At 70.7% G+C, this 16,631-nt stretch carries 17 protein-coding genes and 2 tRNA genes; 10 read left to right on the top strand and 9 right to left on the bottom strand.

The window, feature by feature from the left end; translation table 11 throughout:
* Positions 1-247: 247 nt before the first annotated feature.
* A complete protein-coding gene (locus tag HNR23_RS18065) occupies positions 248-1,072 on the top strand; it encodes a hypothetical protein (RefSeq protein WP_184077019.1) in 825 nt (274 codons plus the stop codon).
* Between the two features lie 102 nt (positions 1,073-1,174).
* Here the strand turns inward: HNR23_RS18065 and HNR23_RS18060 are convergent, their stop codons facing one another.
* Complete coding sequence (locus HNR23_RS18060; protein ID WP_184077017.1) at positions 1,175-1,597, bottom strand: Hsp20/alpha crystallin family protein; 423 nt, start codon at positions 1,595-1,597, stop codon at positions 1,175-1,177.
* A gap of 119 nt (positions 1,598-1,716) precedes the next feature.
* On the opposite strand from HNR23_RS18060, the gene HNR23_RS18055 reads away from it, so the two are divergent.
* Positions 1,717-1,935 (top strand): hypothetical protein, encoded by a 219-nt coding sequence (locus HNR23_RS18055; RefSeq protein ID WP_184077015.1) that lies wholly within the window; start codon positions 1,717-1,719, stop codon positions 1,933-1,935.
* Here the strand turns inward: HNR23_RS18055 and HNR23_RS18050 are convergent.
* The 4 genes from HNR23_RS18050 to HNR23_RS18035 form a co-directional block, all read right to left on the bottom strand.
* Complete coding sequence (locus HNR23_RS18050; protein WP_184077014.1) at positions 1,925-3,883, bottom strand: APC family permease; 1,959 nt, start codon at positions 3,881-3,883, stop codon at positions 1,925-1,927. The genes HNR23_RS18055 and HNR23_RS18050 overlap by 11 nt on opposite strands.
* A gap of 112 nt (positions 3,884-3,995) precedes the next feature.
* Positions 3,996-4,865 carry an alpha/beta fold hydrolase gene (locus HNR23_RS18045; protein WP_246421794.1) on the bottom strand — a complete coding sequence of 290 codons (870 nt, stop codon included), beginning with the start codon at positions 4,863-4,865 and terminating at the stop codon, positions 3,996-3,998.
* A gap of 267 nt (positions 4,866-5,132) precedes the next feature.
* On the bottom strand, positions 5,133-6,449 hold the full coding sequence (locus HNR23_RS18040; RefSeq protein WP_343070613.1) for a DUF6884 domain-containing protein: 1,317 nt from the start codon (positions 6,447-6,449) through the stop codon (positions 5,133-5,135).
* A gap of 418 nt (positions 6,450-6,867) precedes the next feature.
* A tRNA-Arg gene (locus tag HNR23_RS18035) sits at positions 6,868-6,943 on the bottom strand.
* Between the two features lie 300 nt (positions 6,944-7,243).
* Between HNR23_RS18035 and HNR23_RS18030 the strand changes: the two genes are divergently transcribed.
* Positions 7,244-8,407 carry a D-alanyl-D-alanine carboxypeptidase family protein gene (locus HNR23_RS18030; protein WP_394353788.1) on the top strand — a complete coding sequence of 388 codons (1,164 nt, stop codon included), beginning with the start codon at positions 7,244-7,246 and terminating at the stop codon, positions 8,405-8,407.
* A gap of 47 nt (positions 8,408-8,454) precedes the next feature.
* Here HNR23_RS18030 and HNR23_RS18025 read toward each other — a convergent pair whose 3' ends face one another.
* The 4 genes from HNR23_RS18025 to HNR23_RS18010 form a co-directional block, all read right to left on the bottom strand.
* Positions 8,455-8,859 carry an MscL family protein gene (locus tag HNR23_RS18025; protein WP_184077010.1) on the bottom strand — a complete coding sequence of 135 codons (405 nt, stop codon included), beginning with the start codon at positions 8,857-8,859 and terminating at the stop codon, positions 8,455-8,457.
* Between the two features lie 184 nt (positions 8,860-9,043).
* Positions 9,044-9,682: an SAF domain-containing protein gene (locus HNR23_RS18020; protein WP_184077008.1), complete on the bottom strand. Its 639-nt coding sequence runs from the start codon at positions 9,680-9,682 to the stop codon at positions 9,044-9,046.
* Positions 9,683-9,887: 205 nt separating this feature from the next.
* A complete protein-coding gene (locus HNR23_RS18015; protein WP_184077006.1) occupies positions 9,888-10,268 on the bottom strand; it encodes an FmdB family zinc ribbon protein in 381 nt (126 codons plus the stop codon).
* A gap of 186 nt (positions 10,269-10,454) precedes the next feature.
* Complete coding sequence (locus HNR23_RS18010) at positions 10,455-11,030, bottom strand: 5-formyltetrahydrofolate cyclo-ligase (RefSeq protein WP_246421793.1); 576 nt, start codon at positions 11,028-11,030, stop codon at positions 10,455-10,457.
* 165 nt (positions 11,031-11,195) lie between these two features.
* Here HNR23_RS18010 and galU point away from each other — a divergent pair, with 165 nt between their 5' ends.
* The 7 genes from galU to HNR23_RS17975 all read left to right on the top strand — a co-directional run bounded on the left by galU (position 11,196) and on the right by HNR23_RS17975 (position 16,626).
* Complete coding sequence (gene galU, locus HNR23_RS18005) at positions 11,196-12,113, top strand: UTP--glucose-1-phosphate uridylyltransferase GalU (protein ID WP_184077004.1); 918 nt, start codon at positions 11,196-11,198, stop codon at positions 12,111-12,113.
* A 69-nt stretch (positions 12,114-12,182) separates the two neighbouring features.
* The gene (glp, locus tag HNR23_RS18000; protein WP_184077002.1) at positions 12,183-13,424 is read left to right on the top strand and encodes a molybdotransferase-like divisome protein Glp; all 1,242 of its coding nucleotides are present in this window, start codon (positions 12,183-12,185) and stop codon (positions 13,422-13,424) included.
* Between the two features lie 72 nt (positions 13,425-13,496).
* Positions 13,497-14,000 carry a cyclic pyranopterin monophosphate synthase MoaC gene (gene moaC, locus HNR23_RS17995; RefSeq protein ID WP_184077000.1) on the top strand — a complete coding sequence of 168 codons (504 nt, stop codon included), beginning with the start codon at positions 13,497-13,499 and terminating at the stop codon, positions 13,998-14,000.
* Positions 13,997-14,545 (top strand): MogA/MoaB family molybdenum cofactor biosynthesis protein, encoded by a 549-nt coding sequence (locus tag HNR23_RS17990; RefSeq protein WP_394353787.1) that lies wholly within the window; start codon positions 13,997-13,999, stop codon positions 14,543-14,545. Before moaC ends, HNR23_RS17990 begins: the two co-directional genes overlap by 4 nt.
* A gap of 181 nt (positions 14,546-14,726) precedes the next feature.
* Positions 14,727-15,368, top strand: coding sequence for a GNAT family N-acetyltransferase (locus HNR23_RS17985; protein WP_184076998.1), 642 nt, complete (start codon positions 14,727-14,729; stop codon positions 15,366-15,368).
* 411 nt (positions 15,369-15,779) lie between these two features.
* Entirely contained in the window at positions 15,780-16,478 is a 699-nt protein-coding gene (sepX, locus tag HNR23_RS17980) for a divisome protein SepX/GlpR (RefSeq protein WP_184076996.1), read from the top strand.
* Positions 16,479-16,552: 74 nt separating this feature from the next.
* Positions 16,553-16,626: transfer RNA gene (locus HNR23_RS17975), tRNA-Ala, on the top strand.
* Positions 16,627-16,631 lie beyond the last annotated feature (5 nt).

Here is a 16,631-nt window from a genome sequence, read left to right as displayed (position 1 = left end):
AACAATTGAAAACGACTCGGGCCGGGGTCGGTCGGATATCCACTATCCGCCGGTCGGTTGCTCCTTCACGGTCAAAAATTCGACCGGGTGAATCCCGATCTCCGTTTTCGCATGTCGGGTGTCGGTAATGTCAAAGTTTCTCTGTCTGGCCGGTTTCGGCCAATGGGATATCCTTGACTCTGCATTCCTCCGGTCAAATGATTCTCATCGTTCGACCGTGCATTGTTGATTGAAAGGGGAATGAACGATGAGGACCGGTTTTCTCCTGGCTGCGGCAGCGGCGATGACGCTGTCGATGGCCGCCCCGGCGACGGCGGATGAGGCCGCCGATTCGCCGGCCGACCGCGCCTACGAACTGTCCGAGCCCACGACGGCAGGCGCGGACCAGTGCGACCTGCCGGTCGCCGAGCGCAGCGGGAACTGGCTGTGCCTCAGCGGCGAGCAGGACCAGGCCGCGGCGCACGCGGATGCGGCCGATGCAGCTGCCACGGCCGACACGGCCGACACAGCCGACACGACCGACGGCATCGCCGAAGAGGCGCGGAACACCCACTGCACCGGCCAGGCGTGCTGGACCCGCCACTCGGCGCTGCGCAGCGACTTCTCCAGCGTCGGACACTTCGGCTACGGCCCGCTGCGGCTCGGCGAGGTCAAGGTGCACTTCCGGACCGACCTGCGCCGCCACCACTCGGCGTCGAACCCGGTCACGTTCGTCGCGAACACGAACGTCTCCAACCTGACCATGTCCGGGGAGCGACTCGCCTACACGCAGGCCGACCCCGCCGGGACGCCGGTCGCCGCGGGCGCGACCTTCCGGGCCCACTCGACCATGACCGCTCAGGCCGGCGAGCTCGTGCGCTGGAGCCCCAACGGCTACCGGGTCACCGACGCGACGGCGAACACCGGTGGCGTCGTCCACCAGTGGAGCTGGACCAAGCCGGGCTTCCCCGGCAGCTGGTACGTCTACGGCAAGAGCGTCAAGTTCGACAAGGCCTGGTTCGGCTACCGCTACGGCGCCGCGAACAACCTTCCCAAGGACCCGGTCCGCTACGGCTGGCGGCTGATGCCGTGACCATGTCCCGGGTGAGGTGACCTGCCGCACGGCAGAGGCCCGCTCATGCGCCGCGGCAGGCGCATGAGCGGGCCGTCGCCGTATCCGGGCCCGGTCACCCCGTCATGCCGTGATCTCGGCCGTGGTGCTCGGGCTCTCCGTCACGGTGATCTTGCGCGGCTTGGCCTGCTCTGCGACGGGGATGCGCAGTGTGAGCACACCGTCCGCGAAGGAAGCGGAGACCCTGTCCGTGTCCAGGGCGTCTCCGAGGAACAGCTGCCGGGTGAAGGTACCCGTCGGCCGCTCCGCGACAAGAGGCTCCTTGCCCTCGACCGCGCTCACGCGCTCCGCGCTGACGGTCAGCACGTCGCGCTCCACTTCGAGGTCGATCGAGTCCGCGTGGACACCCGGAAGGTCGAAGTGGATGACGAACGCGTCGTCTTCCCGGTAGGCGTCCATCGGCATGGTGGCGGGTCGGGCCGCGTCCCCCAGCAGGCGCTGAGCCACACGGTCGAACTCGCGGAAGGGGTCAGTGCGCATCAGCATCGTGGTCACCTCCCAAACATCCAGGGTTGATGGCCTTTCGCTCAAGTTTGATACCACCCACGTCATCAACTAAACATCCGGAGTGCGAGAGGCGGGGGCGCCGGGCGCAGGACGCCGACGTGCCGGCGGTGTCCGTACGGGCCGCGGGCACGGCGACCGCGGTCATCCACGACCCGGAGTCCGTCCCCGACGAGGTCGCGGTCGATCCGAAGACCGCGGGACCGCATGACGGCACCGGGTTCACTCTGCCGGTCGGCGGGTTCGCGCCCGATCGCGACCGCGGTGCGGGGACACAGGGGGGCACGGTCGCCTGCGTGAACGTCGAGATCACCGACTAGCCTCGCCATCCCCTGGTCGGGGGACGCTGTAGGGGAGGATCGTGACGGCCACCGACGGCACGCCCTCCAGCTTGCGGGCCAGCCGCTCTCCCGTGCCGCGGTGGAGGATGCGCCCGAACACCGTGCTGTACATGCGGTGCGGGATGAGCAGGGTGAGTGCGGTGCGGCCGTCGGCGGTGGTGCGGGCGGCGAGTTCGGTCAGCCGCCGCTCCAGCCGCCGGTCGGGGCACTCGACCACGTCCAGTGGGACGTCGGTGGCCTGGGCGGTGCGCCAGCGGGCGGCCAGCCGCCGGGCGTGGATGCCGTCGACGGCTACGTGGACCGCCCGCACCTCGTCCGGCCGGAGTTCGTGCGCGTAGCGCAGGGCCTGGAACACCGCCGGGTCGAACGTGTCGACGAGGACGAAGACGACGTGGCGCTGCCAGCGGGGCCGGTCGGTCTCCGCGGCGGACGGCAGCTTCGCCAGCTCCGCGGCCTCGGCGCGGTACTCGCGGTTGATGCGGATCAGCGTCCACAGCCCGATCGGGAAGAAGACCACCACCAGCCAGGCGCCCTCGGTGAACTTGGTGACCGCGAAGATCACCACGACCATGGCCGACACCACGGCGGCCGTGCCGTTCACGGCGACCTTCCACCAGCGCCCCGGCTCGCGGCGGCGGAGATGGTAGACGGTGAGTCCGGTCCCGGCCATGGTGAAGGAGGTGAACACCCCGATCGCGTACAGGGCGACCAGTCGCTCCACGTTCGCCTCGGTGACCAGCAGGACGGCGAGTGAGATCGCCGCCAGCGCGATGATGCCGTTCGAGTGCACGAGCCTGTGCCCGCGCCGCGTCAGCTGCCGGGGGAGGAACCGGTCGCCTGCCACGAAGCTGGCCAGCAGCGGGAACCCGGTGAACGGGGAGTTGGCACCGGTGTAGAGGATCAGCGCGGTGGCCAGCTGGACGAACACCAGTCCCGCCAGGCCCAGCAGCCCCACCCCGAAGATGAGATGGGCCTCCTGGGCGATGACGGTGGGGGTGCCGTGCGCGTAGGGGATCGCGTGGGTGAGGTGGGCCAGCCAGGAGACACCGAGCACGAGTGCACCCAGGATGAGGCTCATCGCGACCAGCGTGCGGCGGGCGTTGCGGCCCTGGGGCTCCCGGAAGACGGAGACGCCGTTGGAGACCGCCTCCAGACCGGTCAGCGAGGAGCTGCCGTTGGCGAAGGCGCGCAGCACGATGAACAGCGTCGCCCCGTACAGCCACCCGTCGCCCGCCTCGCCCAGCGGCACGGCGCCTTCGGCGTGCACGTCGGCCTTGGGCAGGTCGCCGAGGAACCAGCGGGTGAAGCCGACGACGAGCATGAGCCCGACCGCGGCCATGAACAGGTAGGCGGGGATCGCGAAGACCCGGCCGGCCTCGCGCAGGCCGCGCAGATTGCCGAAGGCCAGCAGGACCACGACGCCGACACTGATGGGGACCTGAAGGTGGTTCATCCCGGTCCAGCCCTCGCCGAGGAGGTGGGCGAGCGAGATGATCGCGTTCGTTCCGGCCGCGACCTGGATGGCGACCGTCACGACGTAGTCGATGAGCAGCGCGACCGCCGCGACCTGCGCGGTGTCGGGGCCGAGGTTCTCGCGGGCGACGACGTAGGAGCCGCCGGCGCGGGTGTAGATCATGACGACGTCGCTGTAGCAGAGCGTGAGCAGCAGCAGCGTCAGCAGGATCGCCAGGGTCACCGGCATGATGAGCGTGAACGCGGCGAGCCCGATGGCCGGCACCAGCACCCGCAGGATCTGCTCGCTGCCGTAGGCCGTGGAGCTGATGCAGTCGGAGGCGAGCACACCCAGGGCGGTCCGGTTGCTCAGCTTCTCCCGCGACGCCCGCCCGGTGACCAGCGGCGGCCCGAGCAGCCGCCGCTTGAGCCGGTAACTGAGCGCCTCGGGTAACCCGCCGGTGGGCTGCGACATGCCCACATCAGAACCGACCCCACCCCCGGAGTCCACGAGGCGCCCCGGGCGGTGACGTGCCCGGTCACGCCGGTCGTGCAGGCACGGGTCGGCCGGAGACCGTCCGGTCGGCTCACAACGACCGCAGCACCCGCTCGACCTCGTCGATGATGACGGCGGGTTCGTTCGTCGGAACGTCGTGGTCCGATCGCCGGGCATGGACGTGACGTCCGCGCGGGAACTGCTGTGCCCGGTGCACATGGGCCGCGGTGATGGCTTCGAGCGCTGTGGCGCTCATGCCCGGTGTGCGCTGGGTGGAAGAGATGACGGTGACCGGGATGTCGCCGATGCGGGGCGGGTCGTCGCGCAGCGCGGTCAGGTCGGCCTCGACCGTGGCCTGCTGCGCGCCCATGGTGCGCACGACCTGGACGGTGAAGGCTTCGGCGCGCATGTCGGCGGCGGCATCGAGTGGGAGCTTGTCCGTCATCGCGCGGTACAGGAAGCCGAACAGGCGGAGCTTCGCCAACACCAGCGCGGCGCGATAGCGGACTTTCTCCAGGCGGCGGACGGAACGGTCGAAGAGCAGGTCGCAGGCTTCGTCGGTGGGGTCGACCAGCACCAGTCCGGCGATACGCTCGGGCCGCGCGGCAGCGGCGCGGCGGGCGATCAGGCCGCCCCAGCTGTGCCCGACCAGGACGAACGGCCCCGGGCCGAGGTGATCGAGGAGGTCGCCGAGGTCGTCGGCGAGCCGGGCGAGATCACGGCGTTCGGGATCGGGGGCGCTGCGCCCGAGTCCGCTGCGGTCGTAGACCACTGCCCGGGCGGACCGCGCCACGGCCGGCTGGACGAGGGCCCAGTACGAGCGACTCGCGGCGAGACCGCTCTCGAACACCACCGTCGCCGGCCCACCGCCGTCCGGCCCCGCGCACTCCATGTAGAAGAGCTCGCGCCCATCACGGGTCGTGGCGCTCCCGGCTGTGCCCTGACAGTGGTTCTGCCCCATGCGGACCATCCTCATTCGACCATGGGTTAGCTAAGGCTAACCTATGACGAGAGGGGGGCGGGGTGAGTTCGCCGCGCTCGGATGTGAGGACACCGGCGCTTGCATGGTGGGCGACGAAGGCGGAGACCCAACGTGGCCCACATCGGTGCACACACCCGGTAGCGCGGGTAAGCCGAGGAGCGGCGCCGCGCCGGCACCGACCGCCACGATCGTGAGCCACACCCGCACGTCACCCAGCCTCGGCCTGAAAAGGGCCTCCCCATGGTGTCACTGCGTCCTGCGCCCGTAGTGACGCCTAAGTTCCGTGAGCTGCCGGCGGACAGGGGTGCGTGGCATCTTGGCCAGGTTGAGTGGCGGATTCAGCTGGGCGAGGACCGCGGTCTCCAACCCGTCCAACGCGTCCGCGTCTTCGATCGGGATGGCGATGAGTCGGAGGTGCCGCTGCATCCACGAGGTCAGGCGCTGCTCGTCGATCTTGGGCTCTGCTCGTGCGTTCGCCAGGATGGATCCGAGACTGAGACGGAAGGTTGAGAACTCGTGGCGACCACCGAGGTGCATTCCTCGAATGCGACCCCACAGGGTGTTCTCCGACTTTCGCCCGCTGCGTGATCGCGTCGCCCCGGCCAGTCCGGCATAGATGACCCCTGGTGCGAGCGGGAGGCGCAAGCCTGCCGAGAGATCGGCCGCACCGTCTTGGTCGACCCACCAGCTGTAGAGGCCTGGCAGCCGCAGGCCCGCGCCACCGGATCGCAGGAAGTCGAGAGGCGCGACCGTGTTCGCGAAGGTGCCGAGCCGCTCGACAAGTGACGCGGCTTCCGGAATGGGGGCGATCGGCTCTACAGCCGACGCCGATGCGGCTTTGCCGGGGTTGTACCACGCCAGTCGCTTACCTATGGGTAGACCATGGAGAGGCTCCAGGACCTTGGCGTTCGCATCGGAGAGGCGATCCCGGATGGCGTCGGTGTAGGCGGAGCCTGCGTGGACTTCGATGATCCTTCCGGCCAGCGGCCCGGCCGTTTCTTTGAGTTGCCCGACGACTCGCATCCCCCACGTCCGTCGATAGCCGGGTGAAGTCGTGGCCAGGTGAAGCTCGTAGGGGTGAAGCACGGATTGCGGAGGGACGAGTCCGTGTTCCGCCGACAGTATGAACCAGGGGCGGCCTGTCGCCTCGGCGTAGGAACGTTGCTTCGCGAAGAGTGCCGACGTATAGAGATCCTTCGCCGGGGCCGGCCGGTTGAGCTTCTTCTTCCCACACCCGACCAGAACGAAGTCAGGACCGACAGTGCTGCCAGTGCTGGCAGTGCTGGCAGTGTTGGCAGGCTGCGGTGGCGGGGCACCGTCGACGGCTCGTTGCCGAGTCCTGGCCGGGCTTGCCGACCGACGGACGAACGTCACCGATCGACCGACCCTGACGTTCTCCGTAGTGAATCCCGGCCACTGTGGCCTGGCGCCTTTCCAGAAGGCGGCGTGCTTGTACGCCGACGGTGGCAGCCCGCCGACCAGTTCGTCCAGTTCGGCCCACGCGTATGTCACCCGGTCGTCGACGGATGCCAGCGCTTCACGAAGCGGAGCCCAGTTCGCCACATGCTGAGTATGGCCTACAGGGTCGGCATACGTGGAGGAATCGTGTAATAGCGCAATGGCGTGGACGGCGGGCCGCCGCTCGTCTGCCACCTTCGCACCGCATATCGTCGTGCCGACGTGGTCCTGATTCGTACGAACAATTCGGTGAGCCCACCAGGAGGGGCGTCGGCATCGGTCGCCCCCAGACGATCCATGTGCGGGAGGACGCCCTGCTCCTGTGCTCGGCGATCGCGGGGGTGGATGTCCGGATCCGGCGGTCGGTCCGTTGCCGGGAGGAGGGCGGCGACGTGCGGGCGCCCCGGGCAGTGGTGGTCCAGGCTAGGGGAGTGGAGCCGACCTATGCCCTGTGACCAGCGGGAATGTCTTCAATGGGGCGCGCGTTGAACCTGCGGGCAGTGTGATCCGTTGACCCTTTATGTGGCGGCCCCAGCAGGATTCGAACCTGCGACACCCACTTTAGGAGAGTGGTGCTCTGTCCCCTGAGCTATGAGGCCTTGTCGGGGTCCAAGGGTAGCGGAGGTTGCTCGGTTGTGCGGCAGGAGGGCGGATGTGGCTGACGGAGGGTGGAGTCCTTTCCAGGGGCGGTGTCATGGGGAAGCGGGATTGAGTACTCTTCTCTCATCGGGGTTGTCATCACCCACACGTGACTCTTGTCACAAAAGCGTGGCTCGGCCCGAGTTCGCGTCCTCGCAGGCAGGTGCTGTGTGCCCTGCTCAGCGCGTCCGGTTGTGGACATGTAGTAGCTTGCGATGCGGCCACGCGTACGACCGAACCAGGCAGCCGGAGGATCACTCGTGCCGTTCATTCTCGATCCGACGCGACGGAAGAAGCGCGTGACGAGAAGCGAGACCCCGTCTGCGGTCGAGAGTCCCTCGCTGTTGAGGACGCCCCGCCGGGTGCGCGCGCGGTCGGCACAGGCCGTGATGTTCACCGTCGCGGTGGCGTTCTTCGTCGTTCCGGGCGCTGACGTGGCCATGGCCCCCGTGACCGCGCCGGCCGAGGCCGATGTGGACCTCGACACGCTCAAGGAGCAGGCGGACAAGGCCAAGGAAGAACTCGAAAAGGCCACCGACGACTACACCAAGCGTGAGAAGGCGCTGGAGAAGGCCCAGGACGAGCTCGTCGGCACCCTGCACGACCTGCAGCAGACCGAGCTGAAACTCGCCGATCTGCGTGAACCCCTGGCCGAGCTGGCCAGCTCCCTCTACAAGCGCCCCGACGGCGGCACGCTCGCGCTGATGACCTCCGGCTCGCTCGACGACGATCTGGAGACCGAGGCCTACGTCGTCAAGCTCTCGGAGAACAACGAGGCGCTGATGGAGGAGGCCAACGACCTGCGCGCGGAGCAGGCCTCACTGACCGGCGACGCCCAGGACCTGCAGGCCTCGACGCAGTTGGAGAAGGTCGAGCTCAAGGACGACCTGGAAGCGCTGAAGAAGAAGTCCAAGGAGAGCACCGACAAGCTCATGAAGGAGCTGGAGGACCGGGGGCTGTCGGTCGACGCCTACATGGCCGGGGTGGAGTGCGACCCCGCCAAGGGCGCGGCGGCATCCGGATACCCCAACGGCCTGCTGCCCAACGACGCTCTGTGTGAGCTGTATGAGGACGGGCACTACCTGCGCGCCGACGCCGCCGTCGACTTCCTCAAGATGAACGAGGCCTACCAGGAGCGCTTCGGCCGGTCGATGTGCATCACCAGCTCCTACCGGGACCTGTCCAACCAGCACCGCGTGTACGCCGAGCAGCCGCCCGGCAACGCCGCCGTCCCCGGCACCAGCAACCACGGATGGGGGCTGGCCATCGACCTGTGCGGCGGCGTGCAGAACCAGGGCTCGGAGCCGTTCAACTGGCTGGAGCAGAACTCGCGCCAGTGGGGCTGGTTCCACCCGCAGTGGGCCTACTCCAGCCCGTTCGAGCCCTGGCACTGGGAGTACGAGGCGGTGAGCGGAGCGGGGTGACCCGCGCCGTGGCGCCTGGGGCGGCCTCGGGCCGTCCCAGGCCGCTGTCAGGCCGGTTCGGGCACGACCTCGCTGGTGCAGAAGGCGCAGCGGGTGGCCGCCCTGTCGATCTCGCTGCGGCACTGGGGGCAGGCGCGGTGGGTGGCCTCCTCCTCGGAGATGAACCGGTCGAAGAGCTTGGCGACGGGCAGGACCACGAAGAAGTACAGGATCGCCGCGGTGAGCAGGAAGGCGATCAGGGAGTCGACGAACGCCCCGTACATGAAGCGGCTGCCGTTGATCTCGAAGTAGAGGTCGCCGAACGTGGGGACCCCGCCGAAGATGCCCAGCAGCGGGGTGATGAACCCTTCGGTGAACGCGGTGATCAGGTCCGCGAAGACGGCGCCGATGACCACGGCGACGGCGAGCTGGATGAGATTGCCTTGGAACAGGAACTTCTTGAATCCGTCCATGGGGATACTCCCGAGTGATCGCTGACTGACCGGGTGGCCGACCGGGGGCCGAGAAGCGCCGCCGGGTGACCGCTGGACCGTTCCGGCACGGGCGGCCGGTCCGGTGGTCCCGGGCCGCCCACCGGACCGCCGCGGGCAGCGGTGGCGAAGCGCCTGGTCAGGATGTACCTCGATGCGTCATGGGTCAACCTCGGATGGTGATGGAGAGCCGCTCGGCGGCTGCCCGCCCGGCCAGTGCCCGTGCTTCGTCGTCGCTGACCGCGACCAGGATCAGAGCACCCGCCTCACCGGAGATGGCGCCCTGCTCGTCCGGAACGGCGATGACCGGGCGGTTCGCCGCGACGGTCGCGGCCGCGGGCGCCGCCGCGCCGAGGTCGGCCGCCGGGGCCGGTGCCGCCGACAGGATGTCGACCCTGCTTCCCGGGTGCAGGAGTGCCACCGCGCCCGGGTCGGCGACCCGGACCGGGGCGGCCACCAGGTCGGCCCCGTAGCCACTCGCGGGCGGGTCGGCGACGCGTGCGGTCGTGAGCACCTCGCCGCGCCGCATCGGCCCGGCGAGGCCGGAGCCGACCGGGGCGGAGTCCGGACGCAGCGCCCCGTCGGGGACCGCGCGCGACGGCAGGGCACGCGCGGTGAGGTCGGCCGCGGTGAGGGGCGACTCGGCCGTCAGATCGCGGGCGGCGACCAGCACCTCGACCGTCGGGGCGGGTGGCGGGCGGATGATCAGCACCGCCCCGCCGAGTGCGAGCGCGGCGCACACGGCGCCGAGGGGGCGCCGGTAGCGGGCCAGGTGGACGAAGGCGCGCGGTGTTCCGGTGATCATGCCTGGACGTTAGGCGACGGGCGGCGCCCCGGGGTGGCGCCGTCCACAGGGTGGGGGCGGTCCGGTCGGTGCGGCCCGAGGGGAGCCCGGGGTGCGGCGGGCGGCGGCTCCCGGCTCGGCGTCCCATGGAACGCGAAAGGACCGGGGCGGTTCCCCGCGGGGAGCCCCGGTCCTTCTCGATGTCGTGTCGGCTCAGGCCGCCGACTCAGCTCGTGGCGGCCGCCGGTGCGCTGGACGTGCTCGCCGATCCCCCGGAGGAGGACGAAGAAGAAGAGGCCGTCGAGGCGGACGACGAAGAGGTCGACGACGCGCCGGAGTCCGAGGAAGCCGCAGCCGCCTCGCCCTTGCCGCTGCCGTTTCCGTTGGTGCCGCTGCCGTTCGACCCGGCCAGCACCGAGCTGTCGGAGCTGGTGCCGCTGTCCGTGCGGTAGAAGCCGGAGCCCTTGAAGACGATGCCCACGGCCGAGTACACCTTGCGGAGCCGCCCCTGGCACTGCGGGCAGACGGTCAGGGACTCGTCGCTGAAGCTCTGGACGACCTCCATCCCGTGGTCGCACTCGGTGCATGCGTACTGGTACGTAGGCACTGTGGTCCTCCTTGCTGGCACTCTCGCCCACCGACTGCCAAATAGTACGCTCTCGCACGGCAAAGCCGCGACATCGGTGCTGGGGAGTGCCGCTCCTGCCGGCGGGTGGTGGGCCGAACCCTGTAACACCCGACCGCCCCGCTGTGTTCCCCCCGGTCCCCGGCGAGTCCCGTGAAGCGGCGCGCCTCAGCAGCGCACCACCCCCCGGCCCGGCGTCACGACCGCCCGCACCGCGAGATCGTGCTCCTCGGCGGGGACGGACGCCACGAGTTCTGTGTCGTAAATCACCGCCAGGGTGAGCGTGTTTGGGCCGACGCGCGCCAGCGCCCTGTCGTAGCACCCGGCGCCCCGGCCGAGCCGCCGCCCCGCCCGGTCCACCGCCAGCGCCGGGCAGATCACAGCGGCCGCCGTGCGGACCGCGTCGGGGCCGTAGCGGTGCCCGGTGGGTTCGAGCAGCCCGTGCCCGGCCGGGGCGAGGCTGTCCGGCCCCTCATAGGCGGCCCAGTCGAGGCTCCGGTCGGGCATCACGACCGGAAGTAGGACGTAGGTGCCTCGTTTCCACAGGGTCGTGACCAGCCTGTGCGTGTCCGGTTCGGTGCCTACCGAGAAGTAGGCCGCCACGGTGCCGCCCATACCCAGCTCGGGAAGGGCGGCGACGGCGTCGCGGATCGCCGGTCCCGCGGCAGCCCGCTCTGCCTCCGGCATCGCCCGCCGCGCCGCGAGGATCTCGCGCCGCATCTCCCGTTTCGCCTCGATGTCCATGACACAGAAGTGTCCCAGCCCGGCGCCGGAAGGTGAGGATGAGGGGAAAGGCAGATGAACGTCCGGCCGCCCGGTGGTCCGACATAGCGCTCCTACCGGCGCCAATCGCCTGGAGCGGCAGGTCAGAGCACGCGTGGGGGCGGCTGTGCGGCGTACAGTGCCGACATGAGTGAATCGCAAGCCGTCCGCCCTCTGGTGACCAAGGCCGTGGTGCCGGCCGCCGGCCTGGGGACTCGCTTCCTCCCCGCGACCAAGGCCACCCCCAAGGAGATGCTGCCGATCGTCGACAAGCCGGCGATCCAGTACGTGGTGGAGGAGGCCGTCGCCGCCGGCCTCGACGACGTCCTGATGATCACCGGGCGCAGCAAGCGCTCCATCGAGGACCACTTCGACCGCGCCTACGAGCTGGAGGAGGCGCTGCGGGCCAAGAACGACACCGAGCGGCTCAACGCCGTGCGCGAGTCGAGTGAGCTGGCCCAGATCCACTACGTCCGCCAGGGCGAGCCGCGCGGGCTGGGCCACGCGGTGCTGTGCGCGGAGGCGCATGCCGGCAGCGATCCGTTCGCCGTCCTCCTCGGCGACGACATCATCGCCGGCCGCGAAGCGCTGCTCAAGCGCATGATCGAAGTGCACGCCACCTATGGCGGCAGCGTGGTCGCGCTGATGGAGGTCGAGCCGGAACAGGTCTCGCTGTACGGCTGCGCCGCCATCGACGGCACCCAGGAGGAGGACGTCGTCGTCATCACCGACCTCGTCGAAAAGCCCCCCGCCGACCAGGCGCCGAGCCGATGGGCCATCATCGGCCGCTACATCTGCGACCCCGCGGTCTTCGGGGTGCTGCGCGAGACGCCTCCGGGGCGCGGCGGCGAGATCCAGCTGACCGACGCCCTGCGCGAGCTGGCCAAGCGCACCCCCGCCGACGGCGGCCCCGTGCACGGCGTGCTGTTCCGCGGCCGCCGCCACGACACCGGCAACAAGGTCGACTACCTTCGCACTGTGGTGGAATTCGCATGTGCCCGCCCCGACCTCGCCGCGGAGCTCCTGCCGTGGCTGCGCGAGTTCGTGGCGAAGCAGCAGGTCTGAGGGACGACAGCGGCCGCCGCGGTTCGGGAGTCCGCGCGGCCGACCACGGCAACGGGTGAGGGAACACCAATGAAGAGCGTCGAACAGCACATCTCCGATGTCCTGGATCTGGTCGATCCGCTCGACCCGATCGAGCTGGACATCATGCGCGCACACGGCGGTGTCCTGGCCGAAGCGGTGGCCTCGCCCGTCCCGCTGCCGCAGTTCGACAACTCCTCGATGGACGGCTACGCGGTGGTGGCGGCCGACCTCGCAGGCGCCTCGGCGCAGACCCCCGTGCGACTCCCCGTGGTCGCGGACATCCCCGCCGGCGACCCCTCCGCCAACGCGATCCGCTCCGGGCACTGCGCTCGCATCATGACCGGGGCACCCCTGCCAGCGGGGGCCACCGCCGTGGTCCCGGTGGAGTGGACCGACGGCGGGCAGGTCACCGTCGCCGTCGGCCGCTCCGTCCCCGAGGGCAACGCCATCCGCAGAGCGGGCGGGGACGTCGCGGCGGGCAGCACGGTGCTGCGCGCCGGCATCCGCATCGGCGCCGCCGAACTGGGCGTGCTCGCCGCCGTCGGCCGCAGATCGGTGAGGATCCACCCGAGCCCCCGCGTGGTCGTCCTGTCCACGGGAGAGGAGCTGGTGGAGCCGGGTCGGCCGGTCGGCCCCGGGCAGATCTGGGAGTCCAACAGCTTCATGCTGACCGCCGCCGCGCAGGACGCCGGGTGCACCGCCTACCGGCACGGCTTCATCGGCGACGACCCCGCCACCGTCCTGGACACGCTCGACGACGTCCTGCTCCAGGCGGACATCATCCTCACCACGGGCGGGGTCAGCATGGGCGCCTACGACGTGGTCAAGGAGGTGCTGTCCCGATCGGGGACGGTCACCTTCGACCGGGTGGCCATGCAGCCCGGCAAGCCCCAGGGCTACGGGACCATCGGCGTGTCCAAGACGCCGATTCTGACGCTGCCCGGCAACCCGGTCAGCGCGTTCGTCTCCTTCCAGCTGTTCGTCCTGCCGGTGCTGCGGCGGATGCGCGGTCTGCCGCCGCAGCCGCTGCCCACCGTGCACGCCCGTCTCGCCGAACCGGTCACGTCCTCGCCCAACGGGCGCCGCTCCTACCTGCGGGCGATCCTGGAGTACGACCGCAGCGGCGACGGCGACGGCGTCGCCTTCACCGCCCTGCCGGCCGCGCGCCAGGGCTCCCACCAGCTGTCCGCGCTGGCGGAGACCAACGCCCTGGTCGTGGTTCCCGAGCAGGTGACCGAGTTGGCCGCGGGCAGCGTGGTCGAGGTCGTGAAACTGCCCGACCTGGCCTGAGGGGCCCGGCCGTCCGCGTCCGACACGGGGACGGGCTCCCCGGCGGGGGAGCGGTCGTCGTAGGGTCGTGCCATGTCCGAATCCCACGCATCCGGTCCGCACGCTTCCGGAATGACCCATCTCGACTCCTCCGGCGCGGCCCGCATGGTCGACGTCTCGGCCAAGGAGGTCACCGCCCGCACCGCCACCGCCACCGGGCGCGTCCTGCTCTCGCCCGACGCGGTCGCCGCGCTGCGCGGTGGCGAGGTGCCCAAGGGCGACGCGCTGGCCGTGGCCCGACTGGCCGGGATCCAGGGGGCCAAGCGCACCCCCGACCTGGTTCCGCTGTGCCACCCGATCGCCGTGCACGGCGTCGACGTCGCCCTGGACGTGCGCGACGACGGGGTGGGGATCAGCGCGACGGTGCGCACCGCCGACCGCACGGGGGTCGAGATGGAGGCGCTGACCGGCGTGATGACGGCCGCGCTGGGACTGGTGGACATGGTCAAGGCGCTCGATCCCGAAGCGGTCGTCACCGATGTGCGGGTCGAGGAGAAGACCGGTGGAAAGAGCGGGCACTGGCGGAGGTCGCGGTGAGCGGGGGTGCAGCCGGACCCGGCGACCTGTCGGCGGGGAGCGCCGGGCCGCGCCGCGTCGCCGTCATCACCGCCTCCAACCGGGCCGCCGCCGGGGTCTACCCCGACCGCTCCGGACCGATCATGGTGGCGGAGCTGGAGCGCGCCGGGTTCGCCGCGGTCGGGCCGTGGGTGGTGCCCGACGGCCCTCCGGTCGCCGAGGCGCTGCGGCGCGCGCTGACCGAGGGCTGCGACGCGGCGCTCACCACCGGAGGCACCGGGCTGACGCCCGGCGACGACACCCCGGAGGTGACCCGTCCGCTGCTGACACGGGAGATCCCGGGCATCGCGGAGGCGCTGCGTGCGGCGGGGCGGGAGAAGGGCGTGCCGACGGCGATCCTCTCCCGCGGGCTGGCGGGGATCGCCGAGGCCGGAGGCCACCGCATGCTCGTGGTCAACCTGCCGGGGTCGAGCGGGGGAGTGCGCGACGGCATGGAGGTGCTCCGCCCGGTGCTGGGGCACGCGATCGACCAGCTGCACGGCGGAGATCACCCCCGGGGGGCCTGAGCCCCGCATCCCCTGCCGCCGCGGTGCTGCGGTGCCCTCGCCCTGCCGTGACCGGGGATTGTCCCCGAATCTATCCCGGGTTACTACCTGCCCCTTTTGCCGTCACATTGCCCGATCCCCGCCCGCCTGTGCGGCGTGGTGGAATACTGGGCCTTGTCACCCCGGGATCGGAGGGACGGAAGTGAATCGGATCCGCGGCTGGCCGGCCACCCTCGTCGAGGGGCCGGTGGGCCTTCGCCCGCTACGGCTCCGCGACGCCGCGGCGCTGCGGGAGACGCGTGTGCGCAACGCCGATTGGCTCCGTCCCTGGGAACCCACCCACCCCGAGATGCCGCTGCAGACCAGCGGCATCACTCCCTACATCGCGATGCTCCAGGCCATCCGCAGGGAGGCGCGCAACGGCGTCTCGATGCCGTGGGCCGTCACCTATGAGGGGGTGTTCGTCGGCCAGCTGACGATCAGCGCGATCGTCTGGGGGTCGGCGCGCTCCGCGCAGGTGGGGTACTGGGTCGACAGTGCCCATGCGGGGCGGGGGATCACCCCGACGGCGGTGGCGCTGGCGGTCGACCACGCCTTCTTCGCCGTCGGCCTGCACCGGATCGAGGCCAACATCCGGCCGGAGAACCACGCGAGCCGCCGCGTCGCCGAGAAGCTGGGGTTCCACGAGGAGGGGATCCGCCGCCGCCAGCTGCACATCGACGGCGCGTGGCGGGACCACATCTGCTATGCCCTGACCGCCGAGGACGTTCCCGGCGGCCTGCTGGCCCGATGGCGGCGCAAGGGCCGTGTCAGCGAGACGGGGCCGTCGCAGGACGGCCGCTGAAGGAGACACCGAACGTGCAACCTCAGACGAGGTCGATTCGTCGGCTCACCGCCCGTGACTCCCCGTCGGCGGACGATGACGGATGGTGGGAGCGGTGGATCCGACGCCGATTCGTCCGCTGAGGAGAACTTCAGGGAACAAGGAAAGACTGTAATCTCACGACACTCCGGCCCGAATACTGCGCATTTTCGGACACCGGGTCGTACGGTGCGGAACGTAGAGGCATCGACGATGCGGGCATACGTGCATAAGGCGCATGGGAGACGGCTGTTGGTGAGCGGTAGCGCACAAGCCGCAGACAGCGGTTCGTGACCTCGGGTCGCCCGCTGGTCCCCGTGCCGGTGCGTGCACGGGCCGCCGCATCGCCGGGTGTCCGAAAGTGTCCGGCGACCTGCGGTACGAGGAGGAGTGATGAGCAGCGCTCCCTTGTACCTGGCGATCGTGGTCGTCTGGCTCATCGTGCTCGTCCCGATGCTGATGCGGCGGGACGCCGCCGAACCCGCCGCTAGGACCGGCGACCGGGCCGACGGTGCCGGGACCGACGCCAGCACGGACACCGACGCCTCCCCTGACGACGCCGCGGACGGGGGTGTCGCCGACATCACTGCTGACGACCCCATCGACGACCCCATCGACGACCCCGACTCCCAACGGACCCAGGTGCTCCACTACGACAGCGTCAACGGCGGCGCCGGCCCCGGCGGCCCGCGCACCCGTGCGCCCCGGCCGGGCCGGCCGGCCCGGCCGTCCGGCCGCGCCCGCGTCATCGCCCGCCGCAGACGCCGCACCACGGCCCTGACCGCCCTGTTCGCCGCGACGGCGCTGGCCGTGTCCCTCGGGATGGGGCCGTGGTGGGTGCTGCTCCCGCCCACCGGCCTGCTCCTGGGCCACCTGGTGCTACTCCGCGAAGCCGCCCGGGCCGACGCCGAGCGCCGCGCCGCCGAGCTCCGCGAACGCGAACACCGCCGCCGCGTCGCCCAGCGCGCCCGCCGCGCCCGCGAGCAGGCCGCGCGGGAGGCCGAGATCGTCGAACTCACCGAACTGGCCGCCCGCCGCGACCAGGTCTACGACCAGTACGCCGACGCCCACCTCCGCGCGGCCGGCGACTGACCGCCCGGCCCGCACAACCCGCACAACCCGTTCGAACCACCTCGGCGAAGCTGCTAAAGTCGTACACGTCTTCAGGGGCTGTAGCGCAGTCCGGTAGCGCACCTCGTTCGCATCGAGGGGGTCAGGGGTTCAAATCCCCTCAGCTCCACCCAG

It is taken from the genome of Nocardiopsis mwathae (genome assembly GCF_014201195.1).
GTDB classification, from domain to species: Bacteria; Actinomycetota; Actinomycetes; order Streptosporangiales; family Streptosporangiaceae; genus Nocardiopsis_C; species Nocardiopsis_C mwathae.
Note: the sequence above shows the minus strand (reverse complement) of the source record. Positions and strands in the feature narration are given on the sequence as shown.

What these genes read in the sequence shown, in the direction of transcription:
- HNR23_RS18065 (WP_184077019.1), top strand. Translation starts at nt 248, where the DNA reads ATGAGGACCGGTTTTCTCCTGGCTGCGGCAGCGGCGATGACGCTGTCG.
- HNR23_RS18060 (WP_184077017.1), bottom strand. Translation starts at nt 1,597, where the DNA reads ATGCTGATGCGCACTGACCCCTTCCGCGAGTTCGACCGTGTGGCTCAG.
- HNR23_RS18050 (WP_184077014.1), bottom strand. Translation starts at nt 3,883, where the DNA reads ATGTCGCAGCCCACCGGCGGGTTACCCGAGGCGCTCAGTTACCGGCTC.
- HNR23_RS18045 (WP_246421794.1), bottom strand. Translation starts at nt 4,865, where the DNA reads ATGGGGCAGAACCACTGTCAGGGCACAGCCGGGAGCGCCACGACCCGT.
- HNR23_RS18025 (WP_184077010.1), bottom strand. Translation starts at nt 8,859, where the DNA reads ATGGACGGATTCAAGAAGTTCCTGTTCCAAGGCAATCTCATCCAGCTC.
- HNR23_RS18020 (WP_184077008.1), bottom strand. Translation starts at nt 9,682, where the DNA reads ATGATCACCGGAACACCGCGCGCCTTCGTCCACCTGGCCCGCTACCGG.
- HNR23_RS18010 (WP_246421793.1), bottom strand. Translation starts at nt 11,030, where the DNA reads ATGGACATCGAGGCGAAACGGGAGATGCGGCGCGAGATCCTCGCGGCG.
- galU (WP_184077004.1), top strand. Translation starts at nt 11,196, where the DNA reads ATGAGTGAATCGCAAGCCGTCCGCCCTCTGGTGACCAAGGCCGTGGTG.
- glp (WP_184077002.1), top strand. Translation starts at nt 12,183, where the DNA reads ATGAAGAGCGTCGAACAGCACATCTCCGATGTCCTGGATCTGGTCGAT.
- moaC (WP_184077000.1), top strand. Translation starts at nt 13,497, where the DNA reads ATGTCCGAATCCCACGCATCCGGTCCGCACGCTTCCGGAATGACCCAT.
- sepX (WP_184076996.1), top strand. Translation starts at nt 15,780, where the DNA reads ATGAGCAGCGCTCCCTTGTACCTGGCGATCGTGGTCGTCTGGCTCATC.